This is a genomic window from Bacillus sp. ISL-4 (genome assembly GCF_018613275.1).
GTDB classification, from domain to species: Bacteria; Bacillota; Bacilli; order Bacillales; family DSM-1321; genus Peribacillus; species Peribacillus simplex_E.
The window spans coordinates 383,863-407,030 of sequence record NZ_JAGGQN010000012.1 but is presented as its reverse complement, the minus strand read 5'-3'; the positions used below and the strand labels follow the sequence as shown (position 1 = coordinate 407,030).

The following is a 23,168-nucleotide window of genomic DNA, read 5'->3' as shown; positions in this document are numbered from 1 at the left end:
ATAAGGGAATGAAAAAAGAAGAACTTAAATATCTACTACTATTATGAAGAGGTGAAAGGGAATGATTGGATCAATTGTTACGACGGTAAAAGGACATCTTCAAGGTACTATGGAAAACGATATATGCGTTTGGCGTGGAGTCAGGTATGCGAAAGCTCCGATTGATGGTCTGCGTTTCCGCTCACCTGAGCCAGTTGATAAGTGGAGCGGTGTCATGGATGCAGTGGATTTTGGTCCCATTCCCCCGCAGCCGATGGATCGGGCGGTAAGAACAGGAATGGCCGGAAATGAAAAAATGGATGAGGATTGTTTGTTCCTGAATATTTGGTCACCTAGAGCTGATGATAAAAAACGCCCGGTCATGGTCTGGATTCCTGGAGGAGCATATATAACGGGAGCTGGATCCATTGATATGTACAATGGACATTTACTGGCTAAAAATGGAGATGTAGTCGTAGTAAGCATCAACTATAGGCTGGGGGCACTGGGATATCTGGATTTTACCGAGTTTGCAGGTGATGGGGAAATATTTGAAACCAATTTAGGTTTACGTGATCAAGTTGCGTCTCTTAAATGGGTTAAAGAGAATATAGAAGCGTTTGGCGGCGACCCTGATAATGTTACGATATTTGGTGAATCAGCTGGAGGCAATGCGGTTACGACTTTACTTACTGTTCCATCAGCGAGAGGTCTTTTTAAACAGGCCATTGCAGAAAGTCCCGCTCCGACATCTGTTTACGGAAAAGGATTTGCGCGCCGATTCAGTGAAAGGTTCCTTGAGATATTGGACATTGAAAAGAATGAAATCCATCGGTTAAAAACACTTCCAGTTCAAGAGATTGTCGCGGCCTCCTACAAACTCTTACGGGAAAACTCACAAGCTATGCCGGGCTCACTATCATTTGGACCTGTCGTAGATGGTGACTTCCTGCCCAATTATCCACTAGATTCGATTCGATCCGGAAAAGCAAAGGGAATATCCTTGCTTATAGGAACAAATAGGGACGAAGCGACATTATTCGAACAGATGGATCCCCCTTTAATCCCAACTAATGCGGCAATGATTCATAAAATGTTCAAAAATACAGATCCAGAGGCGAAAGAGCGAATTACGAATGCTTATATAAACTACCCAGAAAAGAAAGCTGTGCTTGGCATTGGCCGTGATGCGACTTTCCATATTCCCTCGGTTTGGTATGCAGAGGCATACAGCCGCTTTGAAAAAACTTGGATGTACCGTTTTGATTATAAAACGGCGGCAATGCGCATAAGTAAATTAGGGGCGACGCATGGTATGGAAATCCCTTTTGCCTTCCAGACTTTCGACTCGGCATTTGGGAAACGGATTACTTCATTTGGTTCAAGGTCAGCTGCCCTAAAGGTTTCCCATAGAATGCAGTGCCACTGGGTCAACTTTGCGAAACATGGAAACCCCAATCCCCCGGAAGGTGAAATTTGGCCGAAATATGATGAAACCAACCACTACACCATGATTTTTGATAAAAAGGATTATATTGAAAAAGACCCTGACAGAATGATAAGGTTGGCATGGGAAGGGGTAGGGATTTACAAGTGAAAAATAGTGGATGGGAAGTAAGCGGGGAGAACATGGATATCAATAATTTCATGTCAACGAAAGATTATGCGAAAACTTTGGATCAGGAAGATCCATTAGTTGCTTACAGAGAGGAGTTCTATTTGAACCCAGGGATGATTTATATGGATGACGACTCATTGGGACTTTTATCGAAGCGGGCTGAGAAAAGTTTAATGAAGTCATAGGAAGATTGGAAAAGGTATGGAATAGACGGCTGGACGGAAGGGGCCGCCAGGCAGATTATATGAAAACTATGAAAATAAAAGGGGAATCATTGCCTAGAATGGGAGCAACATATGGAGAAAAATAAGCTGCATCGTGAATTATCATCGAGTCAAATCACAATGATTGCCATGGGCTGTGCAATTGGCACCGGATTATTTTTGGGGAGCGGCCTTGCGATTTCTACAGCAGGTCCCAGTGTACTTATCAGCTATGCAATTGGTGCATTCATTGTCCTGCTACTGATGGGCTGTTTGGCGGAAATGACTGTAGCCCATCCAACATCGGGATCTTTTGGAACCATTGCTGAAAAATATATAAGTCCATTTGCGGGATTTGTTGTGAGATATTCATATTGGATAGCGAATGTCCTTGCCATTGGTGTCGAAGTGAGTGCCATCGCTGTTTACATGAAATATTGGTTCCCGGATGTACCTGGGAGCGTTTGGATCTTCCTGTTTGCTGCACTGCTAATCTATGTAAATGCGACGAGTGTCAATACATTCGGGAATTTTGAGTATGTATTTTCCATGATCAAAATCAGCGCCATTGTCATATTCATACTACTGGGCGCCTACGTGGTGATTGGCGCCGAACCTTCAAGCGGGATCGGTGTAGAGAACTTTGCCAATGATGGCGGTTTTATGCCTTTCGGTTTTTGGGGGCTCTGGGTCGCCATATTCATTTCTCTCTTCAGCTTTTTAGGAACTGAGTTGATTGCGGTGACGGCGGGAGAAGCGAAGGATCCGGATATTGCCGTCCCTAAAGCTTTGAAGGCAACTGTCTTCCGGCTTGCCACTTTTTATGTACTGACAATCGGGATCATGTTAATGATTGTTCCCTGGCAATCGGCCGGTATTGATAAAAGCCCATTTGTTAGGGTAATGGAAATCCTGAATATTCCCGGGGCATCGGGGATCATGAATTTCATTATTTTAACCGCTGCAATATCTGCAATGAACAGTCAATTATATGCCTCCACCAGAATGATATTTTCATTATCCGAGCAGAAGCAGGCTCCAGCCCTATTTCAAAAAGTGAGCAATAAAGGAGTCCCGGTAATGGCCCTTCTCATATCTACTTTGGGCATATTTCTTGCTGCAGGAGTAAAGGTCCTGCTTCCTGATACTTCATATGCATTCATGATGGGGATATCGATGTTCGGAGCCATTTTTACCTGGTTCATGGTGTTCATTTCCCACTTATTTTTCAGGAAGAGGTGGGAGAAATCAGGGGGACGCAAATTACCGGTTAAAATGTATGGATTTCCATATCTAACGATTCTTGGTGCAATTCTTTTGTTTGCTTTGACGGTATCTACCTGGTTCACTGGCCCGTTTAAAATTGTGCTCCAGTTCGGTGTTCCTTGGCTGATCTTTCTTTGCATCGTTTATGTATTGATGTCGAAAATCAAAAGAATGTAAAGGGAAAGAGGGATAGTATGGATAAGGGTCCAAGAGATGAACATCGTTTGGAAGAAAGTATGGTAACTGATTTTGAAAAAGATATGTCCTATGAGGACTACCTGCATTTAAATCAAATATTATCAAGTCAGCATCGGCTTTCCGGTCATCACGATGAAATGTTGTTCATCATCATTCACCAAACAAGTGAATTATGGATGAAATTGATCCTCCATGAATTGACTGCAGCAACAGCCCTTATTGAGGCAGGACGATTGGAGCCTTCCTTTAAGATGCTATCCAGAGTGGCCAGAATCCAGCAGCAACTTGTTCAATCCTGGAATGTGCTTTCGACCTTGACGCCATCCGATTATATGGAATTCCGGGAGAAACTAGGGAACTCTTCAGGGTTTCAATCGTTTCAGAACAGGTTGATAGAATTTGCAATGGGTCAAAAGAATTCGCATATATTGGCCGTTTTCCGGCACAAGCCCGAGCTTTATGAGTCGATGATGGCAGCCTTGAATAAACCTAGTATTTATGATGCGGCTATAGGGGCTTTGGCTGCAAGAGGGCTTCCCATTGATCAATCGGTCCGCAATAGGGATTGGTCTGTAATTTATCAGGAAAATGCAAGTGTTGAAAACGCGTGGCTGACAGTTTACCGTGATGTGCATAAATACTGGGATTTGTATGAGTTGGCCGAAAAGCTCGTTGATATTGGAAGTCAACAACAATTCTGGAGATTCAATCATATGAGCACCGTCGAACGGATCATCGGTAATAAAAAGGGAACTGGCGGATCGTCCGGTGTAAGTTATCTGAAGAAAGTGGTCGAACAGCCATTTTTTCCTGAGCTTTGGACATTAAGGACCAAACTGTAGGCTTGGACTTGCGGGAGATATACATGGATTCGTGGTTAGATACTTTTAGAGCCTGAATGAAGATACGCTATATTGGCGAGGAGATACACAATATTCATATCGGCTGAAGGGCTGAAGGGGCAACTGTCAATGTAGGGAAAATACGGATGAGTACACATTAGGAACTCAAATTGATGCCTCTCCTTTCATTTTGATGGAAATGGAAAGAAGCCATATTTATATATTGGCACTGCAACTGTAGTAAAGGTGGATGCAGCTGGAAAGCATTGGCATTAAAGATTTCGAAGGATAAAGGGGGCCGGCGGTTGTTGCTGGCAACAGGTCAATGGAAGGGCTGGTCATTGATGTACTGGAACCTGGACTGTACGATTTGGCTGCATTGCCGGTTGCATAAGAAGCCGGGGAAGGGAGTCCGGTCAGGGCCGCTTGGAAAAAGAAAAGCAGATGGGGGAGATAGGGATGGGCAAAATTGGAGTTTATGGATCTTCCTTCGATCCGGTCACGAATGTGCATTTATGGACAGCATCGACCATTGCGCATCGTGCAAAGCTAGACAAGGTGATTTTTTTACCTTGCGCAAATGGCCGTATCGATAAGCAGATGAAAACGAGCAATGAACACCGTTGGGAAATGCTCAAGCTCGCAATAGGGGGCAACCCGCTATTCGAAGTTAGTGATTATGAAATTAATGAACGCGCCGGGATGAGTAAACAATATACTTGGTATACGATGGAACATTTTAAATCACGATTTCTAAAGGACGAAGTTTTTTTCATAATGGGTGCAGATTTACTTGAAGATATTGATAATCAGGAGTTACCGGTACACTTACGATGGAAATTCAGGGAAAAATTGATTGCCAATCATAAATTCATCGTCATGGCGCGGGATGGGATAGATATGCTGAAAATCATATCCAAAAGTCCATTGCTAAGGAATTATGATGACGGCAATACATTTCACCTTATTGATAAAGGCCTCTCCATGGAAATCAGTTCTACATATATTAGGGATGAATTCACGATGGGCGGGGAACCAAGATATTTACTGCCTGATCAGTGTTATAAGTATATCGTGGACAATAAGCTGTATCAAAAAGCATCAAATTCATAAGTGTTGGCCGTATTAAAGGGCTCGATTTTCCCGTTGGATCGAGCCCTTTTCGTTTGGGAAATACTTTAACTTTCTAAACGTAATGAATTTAAATAAAAGGACATGTAATACCCAGTTGACAACTATGTAAACTTTGTTTTATGGTAAGGATATACAAAAATCAGAATATTTGCTGATCAGAGAACTGAAGGCATACTATCTCCTTAATAAATGAAGGGAAATAGCATGCCTTTTTTGTTGTAAAAAAGGGGGAAGTTCATGAAAAAGTTGATGTTTTTGACAAGTTTGATTTTATCCTTCGGTGTACTTGCTGGATGCAACTCGGAAAAAACGGAAGGGGAAGGAACATCAAAGTCAGTCGAGCTTTTGAATGTGTCATATGATCCGACACGGGAATTGTACCAGGAATTCAATGAAGCGTTCGTGAAGCACTGGAAAGAAGAATCCGGTCAGGATGTAACGATTCAACAATCACATGGCGGATCTGGTAAACAGGGCAGGGCCGTTATTGATGGATTGGAGGCGGATGTCGTTACATTGGCATTGGCTTATGATATTGATGCCATTTATGAAGCTAGTAACCTATTAGCGAAGGATTGGCAAAAACGTTTACCGGAAAACTCGACACCATACACATCAACGATTGTGTTTTTGGTGAAAAAAGATAACCCTAAAGGCATTAAAGATTGGGATGATCTTATTAAAAAGGATGTATCCGTCATAACACCAAATCCGAAGACAAGCGGAGGGGCAAGGTGGAATTACCTGGCTGCCTGGGCTTATGCGGAGAAGAATTTCGATAATGACGAAACAAAAGTGAAGGATTTCATGAAAAAACTTTATCAGAATGTTGAAGTCCTGGATTCAGGGGCCCGCGGTGCAACCACCACTTTTGTAGAAAGGGGAATTGGTGACGTACTTATCGCTTGGGAGAATGAAGCCTATTTAACACTGGAAGAATTCGGTGATGACAAATATGAAATTGTCAATCCTTCAATCAGTATATTAGCAGAGCCACCGGTAGCTGTTGTCGATGAAGTGGTTGAGAAAAAAGGAACAAAAGAAGTGGCTGAAGCTTACCTGGAATACCTATATACGGATGTCGGTCAGGAAATTGCCGCGAAAAACTTCTATCGTCCAAGGGATGAGAAGGTTCTCGCTAAATACGAAGACCAATTTGCAAAAATCGATATGGTGACTGTTGAAGATACGTTTGGCGGTTGGAAAAAGGCCCAGGAAACACATTTTAATGATGGCGGTACATTTGACGAGATTTATCAACAGTAATAAGCATGAAGGAGAAGATGGCTTTATCACCTTCTCCTTCATAAATCGGAAAAAGAGCTGAGGCGAAGCTATGAATATAGTGACAGAAGGTAAACAGACGAAAAAGAGGACCATACCCGGTTTTGGATTGACGATGGGTTTTACGTTGCTGTATCTCTCGATCATCGTCTTGATCCCGTTATCCATGGTTTTTCTAAACACATTTTCAATGGGGCTTCAGGACTTTTGGGCGACCATAACTGAGCCGAGGGTAGTTGCTTCGTATAAATTGAGTTTCATGACAGCGTTAACTGCGGCCTTTGTGAACGCAGTTTTTGGCGTGCTAATTGCCTGGGTGCTTACTCGTTATGAGTTTCCCGGCAAACGGATCATCGATGGACTGGTGGATTTGCCTTTTGCCCTCCCGACTGCCGTGGCAGGGATTACTTTGACCACCTTGTACTCACCGAACGGATGGATCGGACAATTTTTCGACTTTAAAATCGCTTTCACTCCTGCCGGGATCATCATCGCCCTAATATTTATCGGTCTTCCATTCGTGGTGCGGATGGTTCAACCGGTGCTTGAAAATATTGAAAAAGGGATGGAAGAAGCGTCTGCTTCTTTAGGGGCGAATCGAATGCAGACATTCATTAAAATTATCTTCCCGGAATTGATTCCAGCGATATTGACGGGTTTTGCACTTTCGTTTGCGAGGGCACTTGGAGAGTATGGGTCCGTTGTCTTCATTGCCGGAAATATGCCGTTTAAAACGGAGATTTCCCCTCTGATCATTATGACAAAGCTTGAACAATATGATTATGAAGGGGCAACAGCTGTTGCGGCCGTCATGCTCATTATTACATTTATAATTTTGTTTACCATCAATATCTTGCAATGGTGGACCGGCAAAAGATATACAGGGAAGTAGGAGGGGATATGATGGAACATGGTAATTCAGTGGTTGCTAAAACGAAGCACCCAGTCAGTATTACGAGAAACGCAACAAAAGAGCCTAAATCCATACAATGGGTCCTTATCTCCATTGTTTTGCTATTTTTGACTTTGTTTTTAGTTGTCCCATTAATCGCAATCTTTGTAAAAGCTTTTGAAAAAGGTGCAGAAGCTTATTTTGCGGCCATTGCACATCCTGATTCCTTGGCTGCGATTAAGTTAACATTGATCGTTGTCCTCATTACCTTGCCACTTAATGCCATATTCGGGGTTGTGGCTGCGTGGACCATAACAAAATATGATTTCAAGGGAAAAAACTTCTTAATAACACTGATAGATTTGCCTTTTTCCGTTTCACCCGTCATTGCTGGGTTGATTTTTGTCCTTCTATTTGGCTTACATGGAACATTAGGTCCACTGCTGCAATCCTTTGACATTAAAGTGATTTTTTCAATACCTGGGATTGTCATCGCCTCCATTTTCATTACCTTCCCATTCATTGCACGCGAATTGATCCCGCTCATGCAAAGTCAGGGGACGTCTGAAGAAGAGGCTTCACTCACGCTGGGTGCTGGAGGGTTTAAGACATTTTGGTATGTGACGCTTCCCAATATAAAGTGGGGACTTCTATATGGAGTCATCCTTTGTAATGCAAGGACAATCGGGGAGTTTGGGGCTGTATCGGTCGTATCGGGTCATATAAGGGGCATGACCAATACGATGCCGCTTCATATTGAAATCTTATACAATGAATATCAATTTTCGGCTGCTTTTGCCGTTGCATCCCTAATGTCCATCTTTGCAATCATGACCTTGATCATTAAAAGTTTCATAGAATGGAAAACGGACTTTAAATCAACCAAAGCGAGTTAGGAGGAATGAAATGAGTATCATCATTGAAAATGTTACAAAATATTACGGGTCCTATCAAGCACTCCAAAACATCAATTTGGAAATAAAGAGCGGTGAACTCGTAGCCCTCCTTGGCCCTTCCGGATCGGGAAAAACGTCATTACTGCGTATCATCGCTGGTCTTGAACAAGCAGAGAACGGAAAGATCCTCTTCAATGAAGAGAATTATACGCATAAACATGTAAAAGATCGAAATGTGGGTTTCGTCTTTCAACATTACGCCCTTTTTCGTAATATGACGATTTTTGATAACATCGCCTATGGATTAAAGGTCCGCCCAAGAAAAATAAGGCCCAGTAAAAAAGTTATTGAACAAAAAGTTACCGAATTGCTTCAGCTTGTCAAGTTGGAAGGATATAAAGATCGTTATCCATCCCAATTATCAGGCGGCCAGCGGCAGCGTGTCGCATTGGCAAGGGCCCTTGCAGTTGAACCGAATATCCTATTGCTTGATGAACCATTCGGGGCACTGGATGCCAAGGTTCGCAAAGAACTTAGGCGTTGGCTAAGAAGGCTTCATGACGAATTCAATGTTACGAGTGTGTTCGTGACGCATGATCAAGAAGAGGCGATGGATGTTGCCGATCGGGTCGTAATCATGAATGAAGGGAAAATTGAACAGATTGGAACTCCGGAAGAAGTATATGATCACCCTGAAAATCCCTTTGTTTATGATTTTCTCGGCAGTGTCAATCTATTAAAGGGCAACGTCCATAAAGGGAAATTGGTAACTGGGAATGTGGAAATGAACGCCCCGGACATTGAAGATGGAATGGGCACTGGTTATGTAAGGAATCATAACTTTATCATAGAAAGAGAACCATCGGAAAAGGACTCGATTGCATCCATCATTGACCATATCCATACAATTGGCCCCATCGTCCGGATAGAAGTCATTCGTCAGGATACAAACGAACCGCTGGAAATCGAACTGACGAAAGAACAATATTTGAATCTGGGAATAAGCAAGGGGGAAAGGGTATATGTCCGCCCAAAAGAATTGAGAGTTTTTGTCGATTTTATGGCTGGGATTTAAGAATGGGTCGAATATTGACGGAAAAACCGCTAAGAGCGGTTTTTTTAGTTTTTTTAATGATGCTGACAACAGGACCTTCCTGTACGAAAGGTAAATAAGCTGCAATCTGTTGCAAAAGGGCTTCCATGCATTCGGAAATGGTGAGTTTTTACCCGCCAATAGTCTATGGTCACATTGTGCTAAACACTAGATAGAAAGTCTTGCATCAAAATACGAAGGTGGTTATGTAAGATATTGGATGTTTTATCACATGGAAAAGTCGAATTTTTATGGTTAATGTTAAAATTGAAATATAATTGTAATATTGTTATTACGCATTTGACAAAATCTGATGATATACTACGACTTAGATGAAAACATAGTAGAGTATAAGAAATGTATTTAATATTATCTCAACCTTAGAAGCTTACATAAAGAGTAAAAAAAATAGAGAAGAGTTCCCAGCAATTTATTTTGACTAAGTATTTTTCATAGAGAAAAAGAAGTGGGTCGATGGAAATGCAAGGGGAGGAAAGCAGGGGAAATGAGTTTGAAGAAAAAACTTATCGTATTGAACACGACAATTATGCTTGGATTAGGAAGCGCTTTTGCCATACCGTCTGTAAAGGCTGAATCTATCTCGGATATTCAATCGCAACGCACAGGAATACAATCAGATATTTCAGAGGCAGAACAAGTTATTCAGGAATTGAAAAAAGAACAAACGAAAATGAATGCCCAAATTGCCCAAATCGAATCGGCAATGAAAGAAAATGACCAAAAAATCAAAGATACTAAACAAGAAATTGAAGACACCGAAAAAGACATAGATTCTTTAAAGAAAGAAATTAAAACGTTGGAAGAAAGAATCGCAAAACGCGAGGAAGTCTTGAAAGAGCGCGCGCTTTCATTCCAAGAAAGCGGCGGGGACGTTGAGTACCTAGAAGTTGTTTTAGGTTCTAAAAGCTTTGGTGAATTCGTTAATCGTGTTGGAGCGGTAGCCACTATCGTGGAAGCTGACCAACAGATTCTTAGAGAGCAGGAAGCGGATAAAGCTGACTTAGAAAAAAAGCAAGCGACTGTTGAGAAAAAATTGCAAAGCCTAAAGGATATGGAAGTAGAGCTTAAAGGCATGCAATCTCAAATTAAAGATCAAAAAGCTGAAACTGTTAATATGAAGGCTAAGATTGAAGAGAAAGAATCGGAAACAGCGGCCCTAAAACACTCTTTAGAAAATAAAGATGCCGGTTTGGAAGCACAAATTGCGTCCATTCGTGAAAATATCAAAAAAGAGGAAGAACGTAAAGCATCAGAAAAAGCAGAACTTGATCGTGCTGCTGAAGAAGTGAATTCTTCAAATGCTTCTAGTGAAGGATCTTCAAGTTCTTCTAGTAAAGAATCATCAAGTTCTTCTAGTGAAGAATCATCAAGTCCTTCTAAAGCTGAATCGTCAGCATCTGGTTCGTCTAAAGGTGAATCATCATCTAATTCATCTAAAAACAGTTCTGCTGATAAACCTGCAGCAGCTAGCAAGCCTGCAGCCAGTAAAACTGAAACATCAAGCAAGCCGAGCAGTGCAAATACAGGCTCTGCAATTACAGCAGGTTATAAATATATCGGTAACTCCACATATAAATTTGGTGGCGGAAGAACGGCATCCGATATCGCTAACGGTCTTTTCGATTGTTCAGGATTCGTTGCATGGGCTTATAAACAAGCTGGTGTGAACCTTCCAGCAAGTACGGATGCATTGAAAAGTGCAGGACGTCAAGTATCTAGTAGTCAAAAACAACCTGGAGATTTAGTGTTCTTCAATACCTATAAAACTGATGGGCATGTCGGTATTTATGTCGGCGGCGGCAAATTTATCGGTTCCCAAAGTTCAACAGGTGTTGCGATCGCCAATATGGAAAGCGGATATTGGGCAGGTAAATTCAACGGCCGTGTCGTTCGTGTAAACTAATCGTTCTTTAAGTAAGCAGGGGAGAAAATGGCCCCTGCTTATTTTTTTTTTTTTGAAAAAAATCGAAAAAAGTGAAACTTATTTTGAAATTAAACGTAAATACTATAAGATAAAACAAGGATAGGTGATGTGGACTTTCAGTTAATCTGGGAAAAGATATAATGAAACAACATTCCATACTATTAAACGGAGGCAAAAAAACATGATGAAAAAATTTATGGCTGCATTACTTGCAATTACACTAGCATTCTCGCCAGTCGGCACTTATGTATTCCAAGATCATTCGGAGTCAGTCGATGCAAGGGGTTACAAGTCCGGAAAAAGAAGTTTTAACAGCAACAATAATAATAATAATAATAATAATAATTCAAATTTCCAAAATAAAGAAACGAAGAAGTCAGATGCTACTACTGCTAATAAAGCCAAGAGTGGAAATACATTCTCAAAAGGAGGCTTAATGAAAGGAATTATGCTAGGTGGACTGGCAGGTTTACTTTTTGGTAGCCTATTCGCCAATATGGGAGCCCTTGGTTCTATACTTGGTCTATTAATCAACGTGTTAGCGGTCGTTGTATTAATCGTTGTAATCCGTAAAATATTCACATATTTCAAAGATAAGAAGAAGAAAGAGGATACAAACCCATGGAGAGGCTAAGGATCTCCGAACAAGATATCATCAATGCGGTTTGTGTTTACATTGCCCGTAAAAAACAAGTACAACCCAATGAGGTCGAAGTGGAGTTAATGTTTGATGATGATTATGGCTTTTCGGCGGAAGCGTTCGTCGATGGCCGGAAACAAGTGTTAATTACCATCAACTTGATAGAAGCGCTTCGCTTATGGCTGGATGAATATATGAATAAAGATCCATACTCGGGTATTGAACTTGTATTGGATGATGAAGAAGGCATAGTGGCTTTAGTAAGTGAAAGTAATAGATAAGTAAAAAAGGATGCCGTAAACGGCATCCTTTTTTATTTAATAAGGCACAAGTCGATCTGTGCGGAGGAAAAGAATAAAAGAGATAGAAAAATAGTAAAACGAACTAAGCAAAGTCCTAGATTACCAACACTTATTTCAAACTCAGAAATATATATTTTCCATTTGTTGCAAAAAATGGGCCGTGGAAGTAGGATGGATATATGTTCAAGTCAAAGGAGGAGAAAAAGTGAAGGGTTACATTGAAGATATCACTTTTTTAAATGAAAAGGCCATAAAGTTCGGCAATGAAAAAGTGGAAGCGATACTTGCGCCATCTTTAGGAAGCAATCTGCTTTCGTTGAGGTACAAGCATAAGGATATTGAGTTGCTGCGCACTCCAGATAGTGTGGAAGAGTATAAAAAAGCTCCCATTTTATACGGAATGCCAATCCTGTTTCCTCCTAATCGAATTGAAGATGGTCGATTTACATATAAGGGGACTGTGTATAAGTTTCCAATCAATGAAATGAAAAAATCCAATCATATTCATGGTTTTTTGCATGACAAGCCGTGGCAAGTCTGCAAAAAGGAAGTGAATGGGAAAGCAATCGTCATTAATACTGAATTTTCAAGCAGCGATTTTGATCTAAAAGGTAGCTTTCCACAAGATATCAACGTGAATATGTCTTTCTCTTTAAAGGCAGAAACATTGGAAATACAATTGGAAATCACCAACAAGGGCATTGAACCCTTTCCGTGGGGAGCAGGTTATCATACTGTATTCAATTTTCCATTTGGACCTAGGAGTAAATTGGAGGATTGCAGTATATCTCTTCCCGTCAATAAACATTGGGAATTGAATGAAAGGTCATTGCCTACTGGTGCAATTCATGAAACGGCCAATACAATGGAAATCCAAAACGGTATTAGCTTGGATGGCCGGCTATTTGATGACCTATTTGGCTATGATGAGGAAAGAGCGCTGGAAAACGAGTGCATACTCACTGACCAAGAGGCTGGCATACAGGTCATCTATCATGGCGATCAACACTTTAAGTTTTGGGTATTGTTCAACCAGGAGGGGTTCGTCTGTCCTGAACCATATACATGGGTAACGAATGCTCCTAATTTGGATTTGTCTGCAGAAATGACTGGATTGAGGGAATTATGCTCAGGGGAAACGGTTCAGCTGAAAACTAGATTGATTATGAAAGATATATAAAAAAACACCTTGGCACTTATGGATGCCAAGGTGTTTAAGGTTATGCTTTTTTTCTCATCCATAGTGGGTATAGGACGATTCCGAATACATATAAGGCTATGCCAAGTATGAATGTATTCATATCAGCTGTACCTGTCTTGATAACCCAGATCGAGTAAATTAACGCCAGGATGGTGATAATGCCATCACGTACCCTTGAGCCTTTCATGATGTCATAGGTTTCCCCAGTCATGACTAGTTTCAATTGATACAGAACCGAAGCAAGATACGGAATCAAATAAGCGAGTGTAGCGACGATCATCGAGAATTTATAAGCTTCCAGAACCGTACCCGAAATAGTGGAGAATAAGAATATCTGTGTCATGATATTTGTTATTGTCATAGAACGGACGGGTGTGCCATTTTTATTCGCTTTCGCAAAATAGGCCGGAAACAGGTCCGATTTCGCTGCCTGGTAAGGAACCTCTGATGCAACGACAATCCATCCGATTGTAGATCCCAATAAGGAAATGACGGCAAGAGCAGCCATTAAATACGTACCGCTTGAACCAACTACAGCTTGCAGTGCGTCAACAAGCGGTTTTTGTGATATTTTCAAATCGTCTTGTGATATGGCACCCATCGTCAATAAAGTAATGGCGATATAAATGGCAACAGCGATAAGTAAACCAAGAATCGTCGCTTTCTTTACATCATTTTGTGACTTGGCTCGGTTTGAAAGCATGACGGCAGCTTCAATACCGATGAAGGCCCATAATGTTGAAATTGCAGCAGCATTCACTTGATCGCCTAAAGAGATTGCAGATCCCGCCTTATCATAAAATTCAGCTCCGTTCCCTAGATTGGAAGTATCGAAGATGAATATCGTGATAATGATGAAAAATAAGAATCCAAGCACTTTGGTAACCGTAGCAAAAAGATTCATTTTCCCAGCACTGTTAAAACTTCTCACCAAGATTGCCTGAATCCCCCAAAGGGCAATGGAACATACCGCAAACGTTAATGCTTTACCTAGTTCAAGGTGAAACGAACCGACTGTATAAATCACTTTCGCACTATGCATCACCGGGAAAAACGTTGATAGGTAACCAGCAAATGAAATGATGACAGAAGCTGTCGCAGCCCAATTCGCAGCCCAATAGCCCCAAGCCATGCTATATCCTGAAACCCTTCCTTTAGCAGGGGATTTAAATAATGATTGAGCATAACTTTGCGGTCCAGCTTTCAAATCCGGTTTCCGGATTGCCAGGTTACCAAACACCAAAGCTATTAGAAAGACTCCCAGTCCAGTTACAATCCATGCCAACGTGGCCCCTAATGGACTGGATACCTGTGCTAATTGAGCAGGGAGCATGAAAATTCCGCCGCCGACCATATTCCCAATAACGAATGTGGTCAAAATCAATAAACCCCATTTTTTATTTACCATTTATATCGAACCTTTCTTAAATACAGTGTGTGTGTTTATACCGACAACTTATACTAAAATAGTATATCTCAAATAGTTTAGTTTGGTAAAGTGGTAAATAAGTAAAATGTAAAACGCAGACTAATCAGAAAATTCTAATTCGTATTGACAAAACAAGGGAATTGGATTATATTAGTAAATACCAAGTTAGTTGGTAAGAATAATGTGGTTTTCGCTTTGAATCGTATTTTTCTATAACGTATGAAACTCACGAATATTGCCGATTAGTCAACTAAAGGCACCCTTACATCTACTTCTGTTAGATGGCGGGTGCCTTTTATTTTTTATAGTGAGGGGAGGGGAATGTGGAGTTCCTATTAACTGGTTATTCTTATGGAAAGTAATGATGAGGATATGATAGGTAAACCAAGTTCCTCAAGAAAACATGGAAAGCGGGAAGCGTACGTGTGCTTTTCGTGCGAACGCTTTAAACATTGGGCATGAAACGAAGCTTTATTACCAGTAGTGAAGGGGAGATATTATGGAAAAGAAAGAAGAATTGAAAATCAGGCATATCATTTCAAGCTTGGAAGATCTGCAATATGGATCCGTGATAATAACCATACATGATGGTGAAATCACACAGGTGGATACAACCGAGAAGAAGCGATTTCCATTAGTGAAGGGCAGGGCAGTTAAATCTAGATGAATAATAGTTATTCACGGGGCTTTCGATAAGAAGGCTCTTTTTTTATACAAAAAATTATTCATTTGGAATTTAGAAGAAGATTGTACTGCTTTTAACATGGTAGAATAAGTTAGGGAATAAGGGAGTTCTTTATAGGGGTTTAAATGATATCTAAGGGAGGAACAGGGAATAGATGACCTTACAAACTATAGAACATGATATCTTGGCATTAATTGAAACATTTAATGGGAAAATCGCATATAAAATTGAAAATGGCCTTGGGGATACGATTGGATATCACGAGAAAGAATCCTTTCAATCAGCGAGTCTTATCAAAATACCGATGATCATCGAAGGTTATCGTCAAAGTGAACAAAAGAAAATCTATTTGAATCAACCAGTGACCATCCCGCCTAATGAAGTGACAGGAGGATCTGGAGTCCTGCATGTCTTATCTAATAAGGTATTTTTAACCGTAGAGGATTTATTGACATTGATGATAACTGTTTCTGACAATACATCCACGAATATGATGATGAACCTGCTGGGATTTGAGGAAATTAATCAATGCATCAAGGAACTTGGTTTAAAAAATACTGTCCTTGAACGAAAAATGCAGGATTTTAAGGCATTAAAAGAAGGGCGCGACAATACCATATCGGCGGAAGATACGATTACCTGCTTGAAAGCGATACATACAGGAAACTTTTTATCGAAAGAAAGCCAGGAAAAAATATTGCGTGTATTTGACAATCAGCAATTAAGGGATAAACTTCCATCACTGATGGGCAAAGGGGTCAAGGTCGCAAGCAAAACGGGCGGAATTCGTGGAGTTGCCCATGATTGTGCAATCATTCGTTCAGAAACACAAACGGTTTATGCTGCAGTTCTTACCGAAGATATGAAATCAGAGGATGAAAGCCGTCAAGTAATCAGTAAAATTGGAAAATTGATATATGATGATATGGTCGCAGAATAAACTGTCAGTTTGAATATTTTTGGAAGAGCGGGAATTCTTTCAGGATTTCACGCTCTTCGATCTTGGCTATAGAGGGGTCAGTGGGAAAGAATGTTAAATGAAAGGAAAATGAAGCGGGGAAAAACCTTGAAAAGCGCGATGAAATTAGGTGTAATGAGTGTTGTTATATTACTTGGGTATTTTGGTTTTTTACACATGAAAATTCAAGAAAGCACTCACCAGCAAATTCCGGAAAATGCCGATTACCTCATTATTCTTGGAGCAAGGGTCAAAGGTTCGATTCCATCATTATCCTTACAATACCGGATTGATAAAGCTGCAGAATATTTAACGGCCAATAAACATACAGTGGCCATTGTATCTGGTGGCAAAGGACCGGGGGAAGATATTTCGGAAGCGAAAGCAATGCAACAGGGGCTAATCGCCCAGGGAATTGAAGAAGCGCGCATCATGTTGGAAGACAAATCTACAACAACACACGAAAATATTGTTTTCTCAAAAGAACTCGTTCCTGATACAGCAGCTTCAGGATTGATCGTAAGCAATGACTTTCATATCTACCGGGCAGTTGAAATAGCAAGAAAAGAAGGCTTGAACATGAAGGGAATGCCGGCAAGAACACCAAAAGTGTCACTGTTGAAATCATATACCCGTGAATATCTTGCAATTACCAAATACTATTTGACAGAGTTGATTGGGAGGTAACATCCATTGGCTAAAGAGGGGAGGGTGCTTTCTTTATTCAACTTCCACGACAACATTAGGAACTTCCCAAAAATCTTTCTCTTGATATAGCTCCTTAAGTGTCTTAAAAACGGGAAAACCCGTATAGGAAATCTCGACTTGTTCATCAGCATCCACTTCTTCCACATCTATATCATCAACAAAACCAAGTTGATCATTGCTTTCCATTAAATAATATCCGAGTGCCTCATACCCGCTATAGGCTACAATAACCTTACTATCAAAACCGCTATTGGATACCTTGTAATATTTCATTGATTGACCTCCTTGTTGATCATTCTTGGTATTGTTCCTTATTACTCTGATATACCCATTAATTAATATCTGAATCATTAAATGGGATAAATAAAGAAAATGGGAGGCGAAAAGAATGTGAAGCTTTAAAATATCACTGAATAATTTGCTATCTTCATCAATTCATGTTATTCTAATAAAGAATTGTTTTTGATTGTGGAAGAGGATACTGATTATTTTCCAAATGATTAAAAATAGTAATACAATGTGTGTTATGCACTAGGAGGCAACAACAATGGAACAAGGTACAGTTAAATGGTTTAATGCAGAAAAAGGTTTTGGATTTATCGAACGTGAAAACGGAGACGACGTATTCGTACATTTCTCAGCTATCCAAAGCGAAGGCTTCAAATCTTTAGACGAAGGTCAAAAAGTAACTTTCGACGTTGAGCAAGGTGCTCGTGGAGCTCAAGCTGCTAACGTTCAAAAAGCTTAATTTTTAAATTAAATCGTAACCGATATGAACAGACTTCCTCAAAGGGAGTCTGTTTTTTATTGTGCTAAAAAATAAATAAAAGCGAAAAAAATCCCACTCTGAAATGAGTAGGGTTTTAGTGACTTGTCATCAAGCTTTTTTTAATTCTTCTTCAAAGAAAAAAGTAGTTGGATGTTCTTTAACAGTGTAAGAATATCTCTTCATGTTTTTTACATATGCCCATTTATTAATGGTTACTGATTCATTAGTATCCTGAATAGTTACTGTTTCACCAGTATTATACTTATTGCTTCTCAATTTAGCCACCCTCTTTACTAATAGTATAACATATTTGCGAATGAAAGATGTGTTCAAGATATTCCAATGATATTAGGTTTAAAAAATCAGGCTATGTATACGGAACTAGCCCAATTATTTTGGACTGGACAAAAGCTAAAAGCTAAAAGCCTGATGGTGATTGATTAACGATGCAAAAAAAAACAGCCACATGTTCCTAAGTAATACAGGAATCACGTGGCTATGAATTAGAAGGTTTTCAAGAATATCAGTTAATTAAAACGCCCAATCCCCATTACGGAAAACAGGTTCTGAAGAGCCGTCCTGTTTGATGCCGTCGATGTTCATTTTCTCAGATCCAATCATGAAATCGACATGTGTAAGGCTTTCATTCAGTCCATTTTCTGCAAGCTCTTCTGGACTCATGTTTTTTCCGCCTTCAATACAGAAAGCATAGGAGCTGCCGATAGCGAGATGGTTTGATGCATTTTCATCGAAAAGTGTGTTGAAGAATAAAACATTCGATTGGGAAATCGGTGAGTTGAATGGAACAAGTGCCACTTCACCAAGGTAGTGTGAACCTTCATCCGTTTCAACCAATTGTTTTAGGATTTCTTCCCCTTCTTCCGCTTTTACTTCAATGATCCGTCCTTCCTTAAAGGTCACGGAAAAATTATTAATGATGTTGCCGCCGTAACTAAGGGGTTTCGTACTGGAAACAGTACCGTTAACACCTGTTTTCAATGGAACCGTAAACACTTCTTCGGTAGGCATGTTAGCCATGAATTCATGACCCTGTACGTTGACGCTTCCTGCTCCGACCCAAAGGTGTTTGTCGGGTAACTCGATTGTCAGGTCGGTTCCAGGAGCCGTGTAATGCAATTTTTGGTAATGCTTGTCATTTAAATAATCAACCTTTTCATGCAGGGTATCATCGTGTTTTTTCCAGGCCTCCACAGGATCCTTCACATCAACACGAACTGCTTTGAAAATGGCTTCCCATAGCAGATCAACGCGTTTTCCTTCTGCCTCTTCAGGGAATACTTTATCAGCCCAAGCTATTGAAGGGACGGCAACGATGGACCAGCTTACTTTATCGGATTGCATATACTGACGCCACTTCTTCAGTGCAGTCCCGGATGCTTTTTGGAAGTTGGCAATCCTTTCTGGCTTTACACCTTTTAATAAGTCAGGGCTGGAGGAGATTACGGATAGATAGGCAGCTCCGTTTTCTGCAAGTTCAATCGTTTCTCCCGCTCGCCACTTTGGATACTCGTGGAACACCTCATCCGGTGCCAGTTCATATTTGGTACGTGAAACGATATCGTCATTCCAATTAACAATGACATTACGTGCACCGTTCTCATAAGCCTTTTTTACAATGAGACGCACTAGGTCAGCACCCTCTAATGTTGTGTTCACGACCAGGGTTTGATCTTGTTGGATGTTTACGCCGACTTTTACGGCAAGTTCTGCATATTTTTCTAAATTCGTTTGAAAATCACTCATCATTTCAAAACTCCTTTTCCATTTACTACATTTATAATTGTACTTAATTGTCATATAAAAAAGAAACTTTTTACATCGTTTGTGAAAACTTATAGTCATTAGACAAAGGAGTTCATCATAACCGGCAAGGAGATGAATCAGTTAAGGTTCATTCACTTTAGCACAAACCCCGGCATCATTACCGTATGAACACATAACCTCCCGAGCCAGCTCAAGCAGCAGCCGGTTTGTCTATCTTGCATTCTACCAAAATTATAGAAGGAAAGACTATTGAAAAGGTTTGAATAGTCGAATAATTTAATTATTTGGGACAGTGAACAATGGACTGAAAGAAAGAGGGCCTCTTTGAGACCCTCTTTCTTAATAGTCAAAAAATCACTTACCCAAATTAATCCAGACACTTTTCACTTCAGAATAGTTGTCCAGTGCATAAGATCCCATTTCACGTCCGATTCCGGATTGTTTGTAACCGCCGAACGGGGAAGCTGCGTCGAACGCGTTATAACAGTTCACCCATACAGTACCGGCACGGAGTTTTCCTGCAACATAATGGGCATTGGCTATATCGCTAGTCCATAAGCCAGCAGCCAATCCATATTCACTGGCATTGGCACGGTTAATGACATCATCTAAATCCTCGAATGGCATTGCCGCTATGACCGGCCCGAAAATCTCTTCTTTGGCTATCGTCATATCCTCATCGACACCAGCAAATATAGTAGGAGAAACAAAGTAGCCTTGTTCAGCCGGTTTATTTCCGCCGACAAGAACTTCCGCACCCTCTTTTTTCCCTTTTTCAATATAGCCCATTACCCGATTTTGCTGCTCCTCGGAAACAAGCGGGCCAATTTGTGTACTTGGATCTAAACCTACCCCTTGTTTTATGTTTTTTGCATGGCTTGCCATATCGGCAACTACATTATCATAATGTTTCTTTTGGATATAAACCCTGGAACCGGCACAGCATACCTGCCCTTGGTTAAACATGACCCCATTCAAAGCTCCAGGTATGGCTTTTGAGAAATCCGCATCAGGCAGGATGATGTTTGGCGATTTCCCTCCAAGTTCCAATGTGACCCGTTTCAATGAATATGAAGCGGAGCGCATGATCAATTTTCCAACTTCGGTCGAACCGGTAAATGCAATTTTATTTACTTGCGGATGGTCGACAAGTGCTTGTCCAGCGGTTTCACCAAAACCGGGAACGATATTGACGACCCCATCAGGGAAACCGGCTTCAGACAATAATTCAGCCAGATAAAGCGCGGAAAGCGGAGTTTGTTCAGCAGGCTTTAATACAACCGTACAACCTGTAGCAAGTGCCGCTCCCAGTTTCCACATCGCCATAAGAAGCGGAAAGTTCCATGGGATGATTTGGCCGACAACACCAACAGCCTCGTGTTTTGTGTAGTTAAAATAATTTCCGCTTACTGGAATGGTCTGTCCAACAATCTTGGTGGACCAACCAGCAAAATATCTCATATGTTCTATAGCTAAAGGAATGTCGGCATTGGTAGTTTCACTGATTGGTTTACCATTATCCAACGTTTCCAATTGAGCAAGTTCAGTTTTATTTTCTTCCATTAAATCAGCAAGTTTATACATTAGCCTACTGCGTGAAGCTGCGCTCATTCTTGACCATGGCCCTTCATCGAATGCTTTGCGTGCAGCCTTGACGGCTAAGTCGATATCCTCTTTATCAGCTTCATAAACATCGGCAAGTTTTTGTCCTGTAGCAGGATTAGGTGTGGAGAAGGTTTTTTTTGAAGCACTTTCTACAAACTGACCATTAATATAGAGCTTTTTTGGTCCTGTTAAAAATTTTTGCAGCTTTCCACTTACTTCTAACGTTAGATTTGTCATAATTACCCTCCTGAATAAAATGATTATCTTGGGCAGAACATGATGACTTATTGTTAACGCTATGATTTATGCCAATTTTTATGATAAATGAAAAAAAGGGAATATTCAATCTATATCATTCGACAGAATATTCAAGATTTCATCATCATAATAAGAAAAGAAGTATTATTTTGTCATGACATGTGTAAATACTATAGCGAAAATGAAAGTTAATAGTTAAAATGAATAAGGATAAAATAACAAGAAGGTCTAAAGTTCTTCAGGAGGAATATATGGGAAATGATGCGAAAATGATATCGCAACGTAAGTTACTAGGTGTTGCGGGTCTTGGATGGATGTTCGATGCACTTGATGTCGGTATGCTTTCTTTCATTATTGTTGCTTTGAAACAGGAATGGAACTTAACCAGTGAGCAGGTTGGCTGGATTGGGAGCATAAATTCTATCGGAATGGCTGTTGGAGCCGTATTCTTTGGTGCGATGGCCGACAGGGTCGGACGGAAGAATGTCTTTATCATTACATTATTAATGTTTTCAATCGCAAGTGGCCTGTCTGCAGCAGTCAGTACACTCAGCTTGTTCTTGATATTGCGATTTTTGATTGGAATGGGACTTGGAGGAGAACTTCCGGTTGCCTCGACATTGGTCTCTGAAAGTGTTGAAGCAAGTAAAAGGGGAAGGGTTGTCGTCCTTCTTGAAAGTTTTTGGGCGGTTGGCTGGATATTGGCAGCACTCATATCCTACTTCATCATTCCGGCTTATGGTTGGCGTGTTGCATTGTTATTGAGCGCAGTTCCAGCTTTATATGCGCTGTATCTGCGCTTGAAACTGCCGGATTCACCGAAGTATACGGAACTAGAAAAAAAGCAGAGACCGTCTGTATTAAGCAATATGAAAAGTGTCTGGAAAAAGGAATACTCCCGTCAGACACTTGTATTATGGATTCTATGGTTTTGCGTGGTCTTTTCTTATTATGGGATGTTTTTATGGCTGCCAAGTGTGATGGTCTTAAAAGGCTTCAGCATGATTCAAAGCTTTGAATATGTTTTGATCATGACGCTTGCACAGCTTCCGGGCTATTTTTCAGCTGCATGGCTGATAGAGAAGATGGGACGTAAATTCGTTTTGATCACATACTTAATTGGAACGGCCGTCAGTGCCTTTTTCTTTGGATCGTCAGAGGGGCTGGCACTGCTGATAGTTTCCGGGATGTTCCTATCTTTCTTCAACCTAGGGGCATGGGGTGCACTTTATGCATATACACCTGAGCAGTATCCAACAGCAGTTCGTGGTACAGGTGCTGGGTTAGCTGCAGGGATCGGAAGGATTGGCGGTGTCCTGGGACCGTTGCTTGTAGGGTATTTAGTTGCGGCAGACACACCGATTTCATCGATTTTCACCATTTTTACAATCGCTATTCTAGTGGGTGCCATTGCCGTAGCTTTTGGGAAGGAAACAAAGAATACCGTTTTGACATAAACAAAAGGAAGGGGACTTTAA

General features: G+C 40.7%; 23 protein-coding genes. 18 read left to right on the top strand and 5 right to left on the bottom strand.

Annotated elements, in window-relative coordinates; translation table 11 throughout:
• The first annotated feature begins 61 nt into the window (after positions 1-61).
• From J7J00_RS11410 to J7J00_RS11350, 13 genes are all read left to right on the top strand, one after another.
• Positions 62-1,576, top strand: coding sequence for a carboxylesterase/lipase family protein (locus tag J7J00_RS11410; protein ID WP_214790681.1), 1,515 nt, complete (start codon positions 62-64; stop codon positions 1,574-1,576).
• The gene (locus J7J00_RS11405; protein WP_214790679.1) at positions 1,573-1,782 is read left to right on the top strand and encodes a hypothetical protein; all 210 of its coding nucleotides are present in this window, start codon (positions 1,573-1,575) and stop codon (positions 1,780-1,782) included. The genes J7J00_RS11410 and J7J00_RS11405 overlap by 4 nt, the downstream gene beginning before the upstream one ends.
• Positions 1,783-1,893: 111 nt before the next feature.
• Entirely contained in the window at positions 1,894-3,243 is a 1,350-nt protein-coding gene (locus J7J00_RS11400) for an amino acid permease (RefSeq protein ID WP_141992500.1), read from the top strand.
• A 17-nt stretch (positions 3,244-3,260) separates the two neighbouring features.
• Positions 3,261-4,106 carry a tryptophan 2,3-dioxygenase gene (gene kynA / locus J7J00_RS11395; protein ID WP_098371242.1) on the top strand — a complete coding sequence of 282 codons (846 nt, stop codon included), beginning with the start codon at positions 3,261-3,263 and terminating at the stop codon, positions 4,104-4,106.
• 459 nt (positions 4,107-4,565) lie between these two features.
• The gene (gene nadD, locus J7J00_RS11390; RefSeq protein ID WP_214790677.1) at positions 4,566-5,219 is read left to right on the top strand and encodes a nicotinate (nicotinamide) nucleotide adenylyltransferase; all 654 of its coding nucleotides are present in this window, start codon (positions 4,566-4,568) and stop codon (positions 5,217-5,219) included.
• 258 nt (positions 5,220-5,477) lie between these two features.
• A complete protein-coding gene (locus J7J00_RS11385; protein ID WP_214790675.1) occupies positions 5,478-6,506 on the top strand; it encodes a sulfate ABC transporter substrate-binding protein in 1,029 nt (342 codons plus the stop codon).
• 70 nt (positions 6,507-6,576) lie between these two features.
• Positions 6,577-7,416: a sulfate ABC transporter permease subunit CysT gene (cysT, locus tag J7J00_RS11380; RefSeq protein ID WP_214790673.1), complete on the top strand. Its 840-nt coding sequence runs from the start codon at positions 6,577-6,579 to the stop codon at positions 7,414-7,416.
• An 11-nt stretch (positions 7,417-7,427) separates the two neighbouring features.
• Positions 7,428-8,312: a sulfate ABC transporter permease subunit CysW gene (gene cysW / locus J7J00_RS11375; RefSeq protein WP_214790671.1), complete on the top strand. Its 885-nt coding sequence runs from the start codon at positions 7,428-7,430 to the stop codon at positions 8,310-8,312.
• A 10-nt stretch (positions 8,313-8,322) separates the two neighbouring features.
• A complete protein-coding gene (locus J7J00_RS11370) occupies positions 8,323-9,387 on the top strand; it encodes a sulfate/molybdate ABC transporter ATP-binding protein (protein WP_214790669.1) in 1,065 nt (354 codons plus the stop codon).
• A gap of 529 nt (positions 9,388-9,916) precedes the next feature.
• Positions 9,917-11,329: a C40 family peptidase gene (locus J7J00_RS11365; protein ID WP_214790667.1), complete on the top strand. Its 1,413-nt coding sequence runs from the start codon at positions 9,917-9,919 to the stop codon at positions 11,327-11,329.
• 205 nt (positions 11,330-11,534) lie between these two features.
• Complete coding sequence (locus J7J00_RS11360) at positions 11,535-11,984, top strand: hypothetical protein (protein WP_214790808.1); 450 nt, start codon at positions 11,535-11,537, stop codon at positions 11,982-11,984.
• On the top strand, positions 11,972-12,271 hold the full coding sequence (locus J7J00_RS11355) for a YxcD family protein (protein WP_214790665.1): 300 nt from the start codon (positions 11,972-11,974) through the stop codon (positions 12,269-12,271). Before J7J00_RS11360 ends, J7J00_RS11355 begins: the two co-directional genes overlap by 13 nt.
• Positions 12,272-12,497: 226 nt before the next feature.
• The gene (locus tag J7J00_RS11350) at positions 12,498-13,472 is read left to right on the top strand and encodes an aldose 1-epimerase (RefSeq protein WP_214790663.1); all 975 of its coding nucleotides are present in this window, start codon (positions 12,498-12,500) and stop codon (positions 13,470-13,472) included.
• Between the two features lie 40 nt (positions 13,473-13,512).
• Here the strand turns inward: J7J00_RS11350 and J7J00_RS11345 are convergent, their stop codons facing one another.
• Positions 13,513-14,901: an amino acid permease gene (locus J7J00_RS11345; protein WP_141992495.1), complete on the bottom strand. Its 1,389-nt coding sequence runs from the start codon at positions 14,899-14,901 to the stop codon at positions 13,513-13,515.
• A 520-nt stretch (positions 14,902-15,421) separates the two neighbouring features.
• On the opposite strand from J7J00_RS11345, the gene J7J00_RS11340 reads away from it, so the two are divergent.
• The 3 genes from J7J00_RS11340 (at position 15,422) to J7J00_RS11330 (ending at position 17,252) form a co-directional block, all read left to right on the top strand.
• A complete protein-coding gene (locus tag J7J00_RS11340; RefSeq protein WP_098371233.1) occupies positions 15,422-15,589 on the top strand; it encodes a YezD family protein in 168 nt (55 codons plus the stop codon).
• Between the two features lie 172 nt (positions 15,590-15,761).
• Positions 15,762-16,547 (top strand): serine hydrolase, encoded by a 786-nt coding sequence (locus J7J00_RS11335; RefSeq protein WP_214790661.1) that lies wholly within the window; start codon positions 15,762-15,764, stop codon positions 16,545-16,547.
• Positions 16,548-16,637: 90 nt separating this feature from the next.
• Positions 16,638-17,252, top strand: coding sequence for a YdcF family protein (locus J7J00_RS11330; RefSeq protein WP_286201288.1), 615 nt, complete (start codon positions 16,638-16,640; stop codon positions 17,250-17,252).
• Positions 17,253-17,285: 33 nt separating this feature from the next.
• Here the strand turns inward: J7J00_RS11330 and J7J00_RS11325 are convergent, their stop codons facing one another.
• On the bottom strand, positions 17,286-17,546 hold the full coding sequence (locus tag J7J00_RS11325) for a hypothetical protein (protein ID WP_214790659.1): 261 nt from the start codon (positions 17,544-17,546) through the stop codon (positions 17,286-17,288).
• 274 nt (positions 17,547-17,820) lie between these two features.
• Here J7J00_RS11325 and cspC point away from each other — a divergent pair, with 274 nt between their 5' ends.
• Positions 17,821-18,021 (top strand): cold shock protein CspC, encoded by a 201-nt coding sequence (cspC, locus tag J7J00_RS11320; protein ID WP_010331195.1) that lies wholly within the window; start codon positions 17,821-17,823, stop codon positions 18,019-18,021.
• A 129-nt stretch (positions 18,022-18,150) separates the two neighbouring features.
• Here the strand turns inward: cspC and J7J00_RS11315 are convergent, their stop codons facing one another.
• From J7J00_RS11315 to J7J00_RS11305, 3 genes are all read right to left on the bottom strand, one after another.
• A complete protein-coding gene (locus J7J00_RS11315) occupies positions 18,151-18,318 on the bottom strand; it encodes a hypothetical protein (RefSeq protein WP_179086028.1) in 168 nt (55 codons plus the stop codon).
• 255 nt (positions 18,319-18,573) lie between these two features.
• Complete coding sequence (locus tag J7J00_RS11310) at positions 18,574-19,806, bottom strand: aminopeptidase (protein WP_214790657.1); 1,233 nt, start codon at positions 19,804-19,806, stop codon at positions 18,574-18,576.
• A 375-nt stretch (positions 19,807-20,181) separates the two neighbouring features.
• Positions 20,182-21,669, bottom strand: coding sequence for an aldehyde dehydrogenase family protein (locus tag J7J00_RS11305; protein ID WP_214790655.1), 1,488 nt, complete (start codon positions 21,667-21,669; stop codon positions 20,182-20,184).
• 272 nt (positions 21,670-21,941) lie between these two features.
• Here J7J00_RS11305 and J7J00_RS11300 point away from each other — a divergent pair, with 272 nt between their 5' ends.
• A complete protein-coding gene (locus J7J00_RS11300; protein ID WP_214790653.1) occupies positions 21,942-23,147 on the top strand; it encodes an MFS transporter in 1,206 nt (401 codons plus the stop codon).
• Positions 23,148-23,168: the final 21 nt, after the last annotated feature.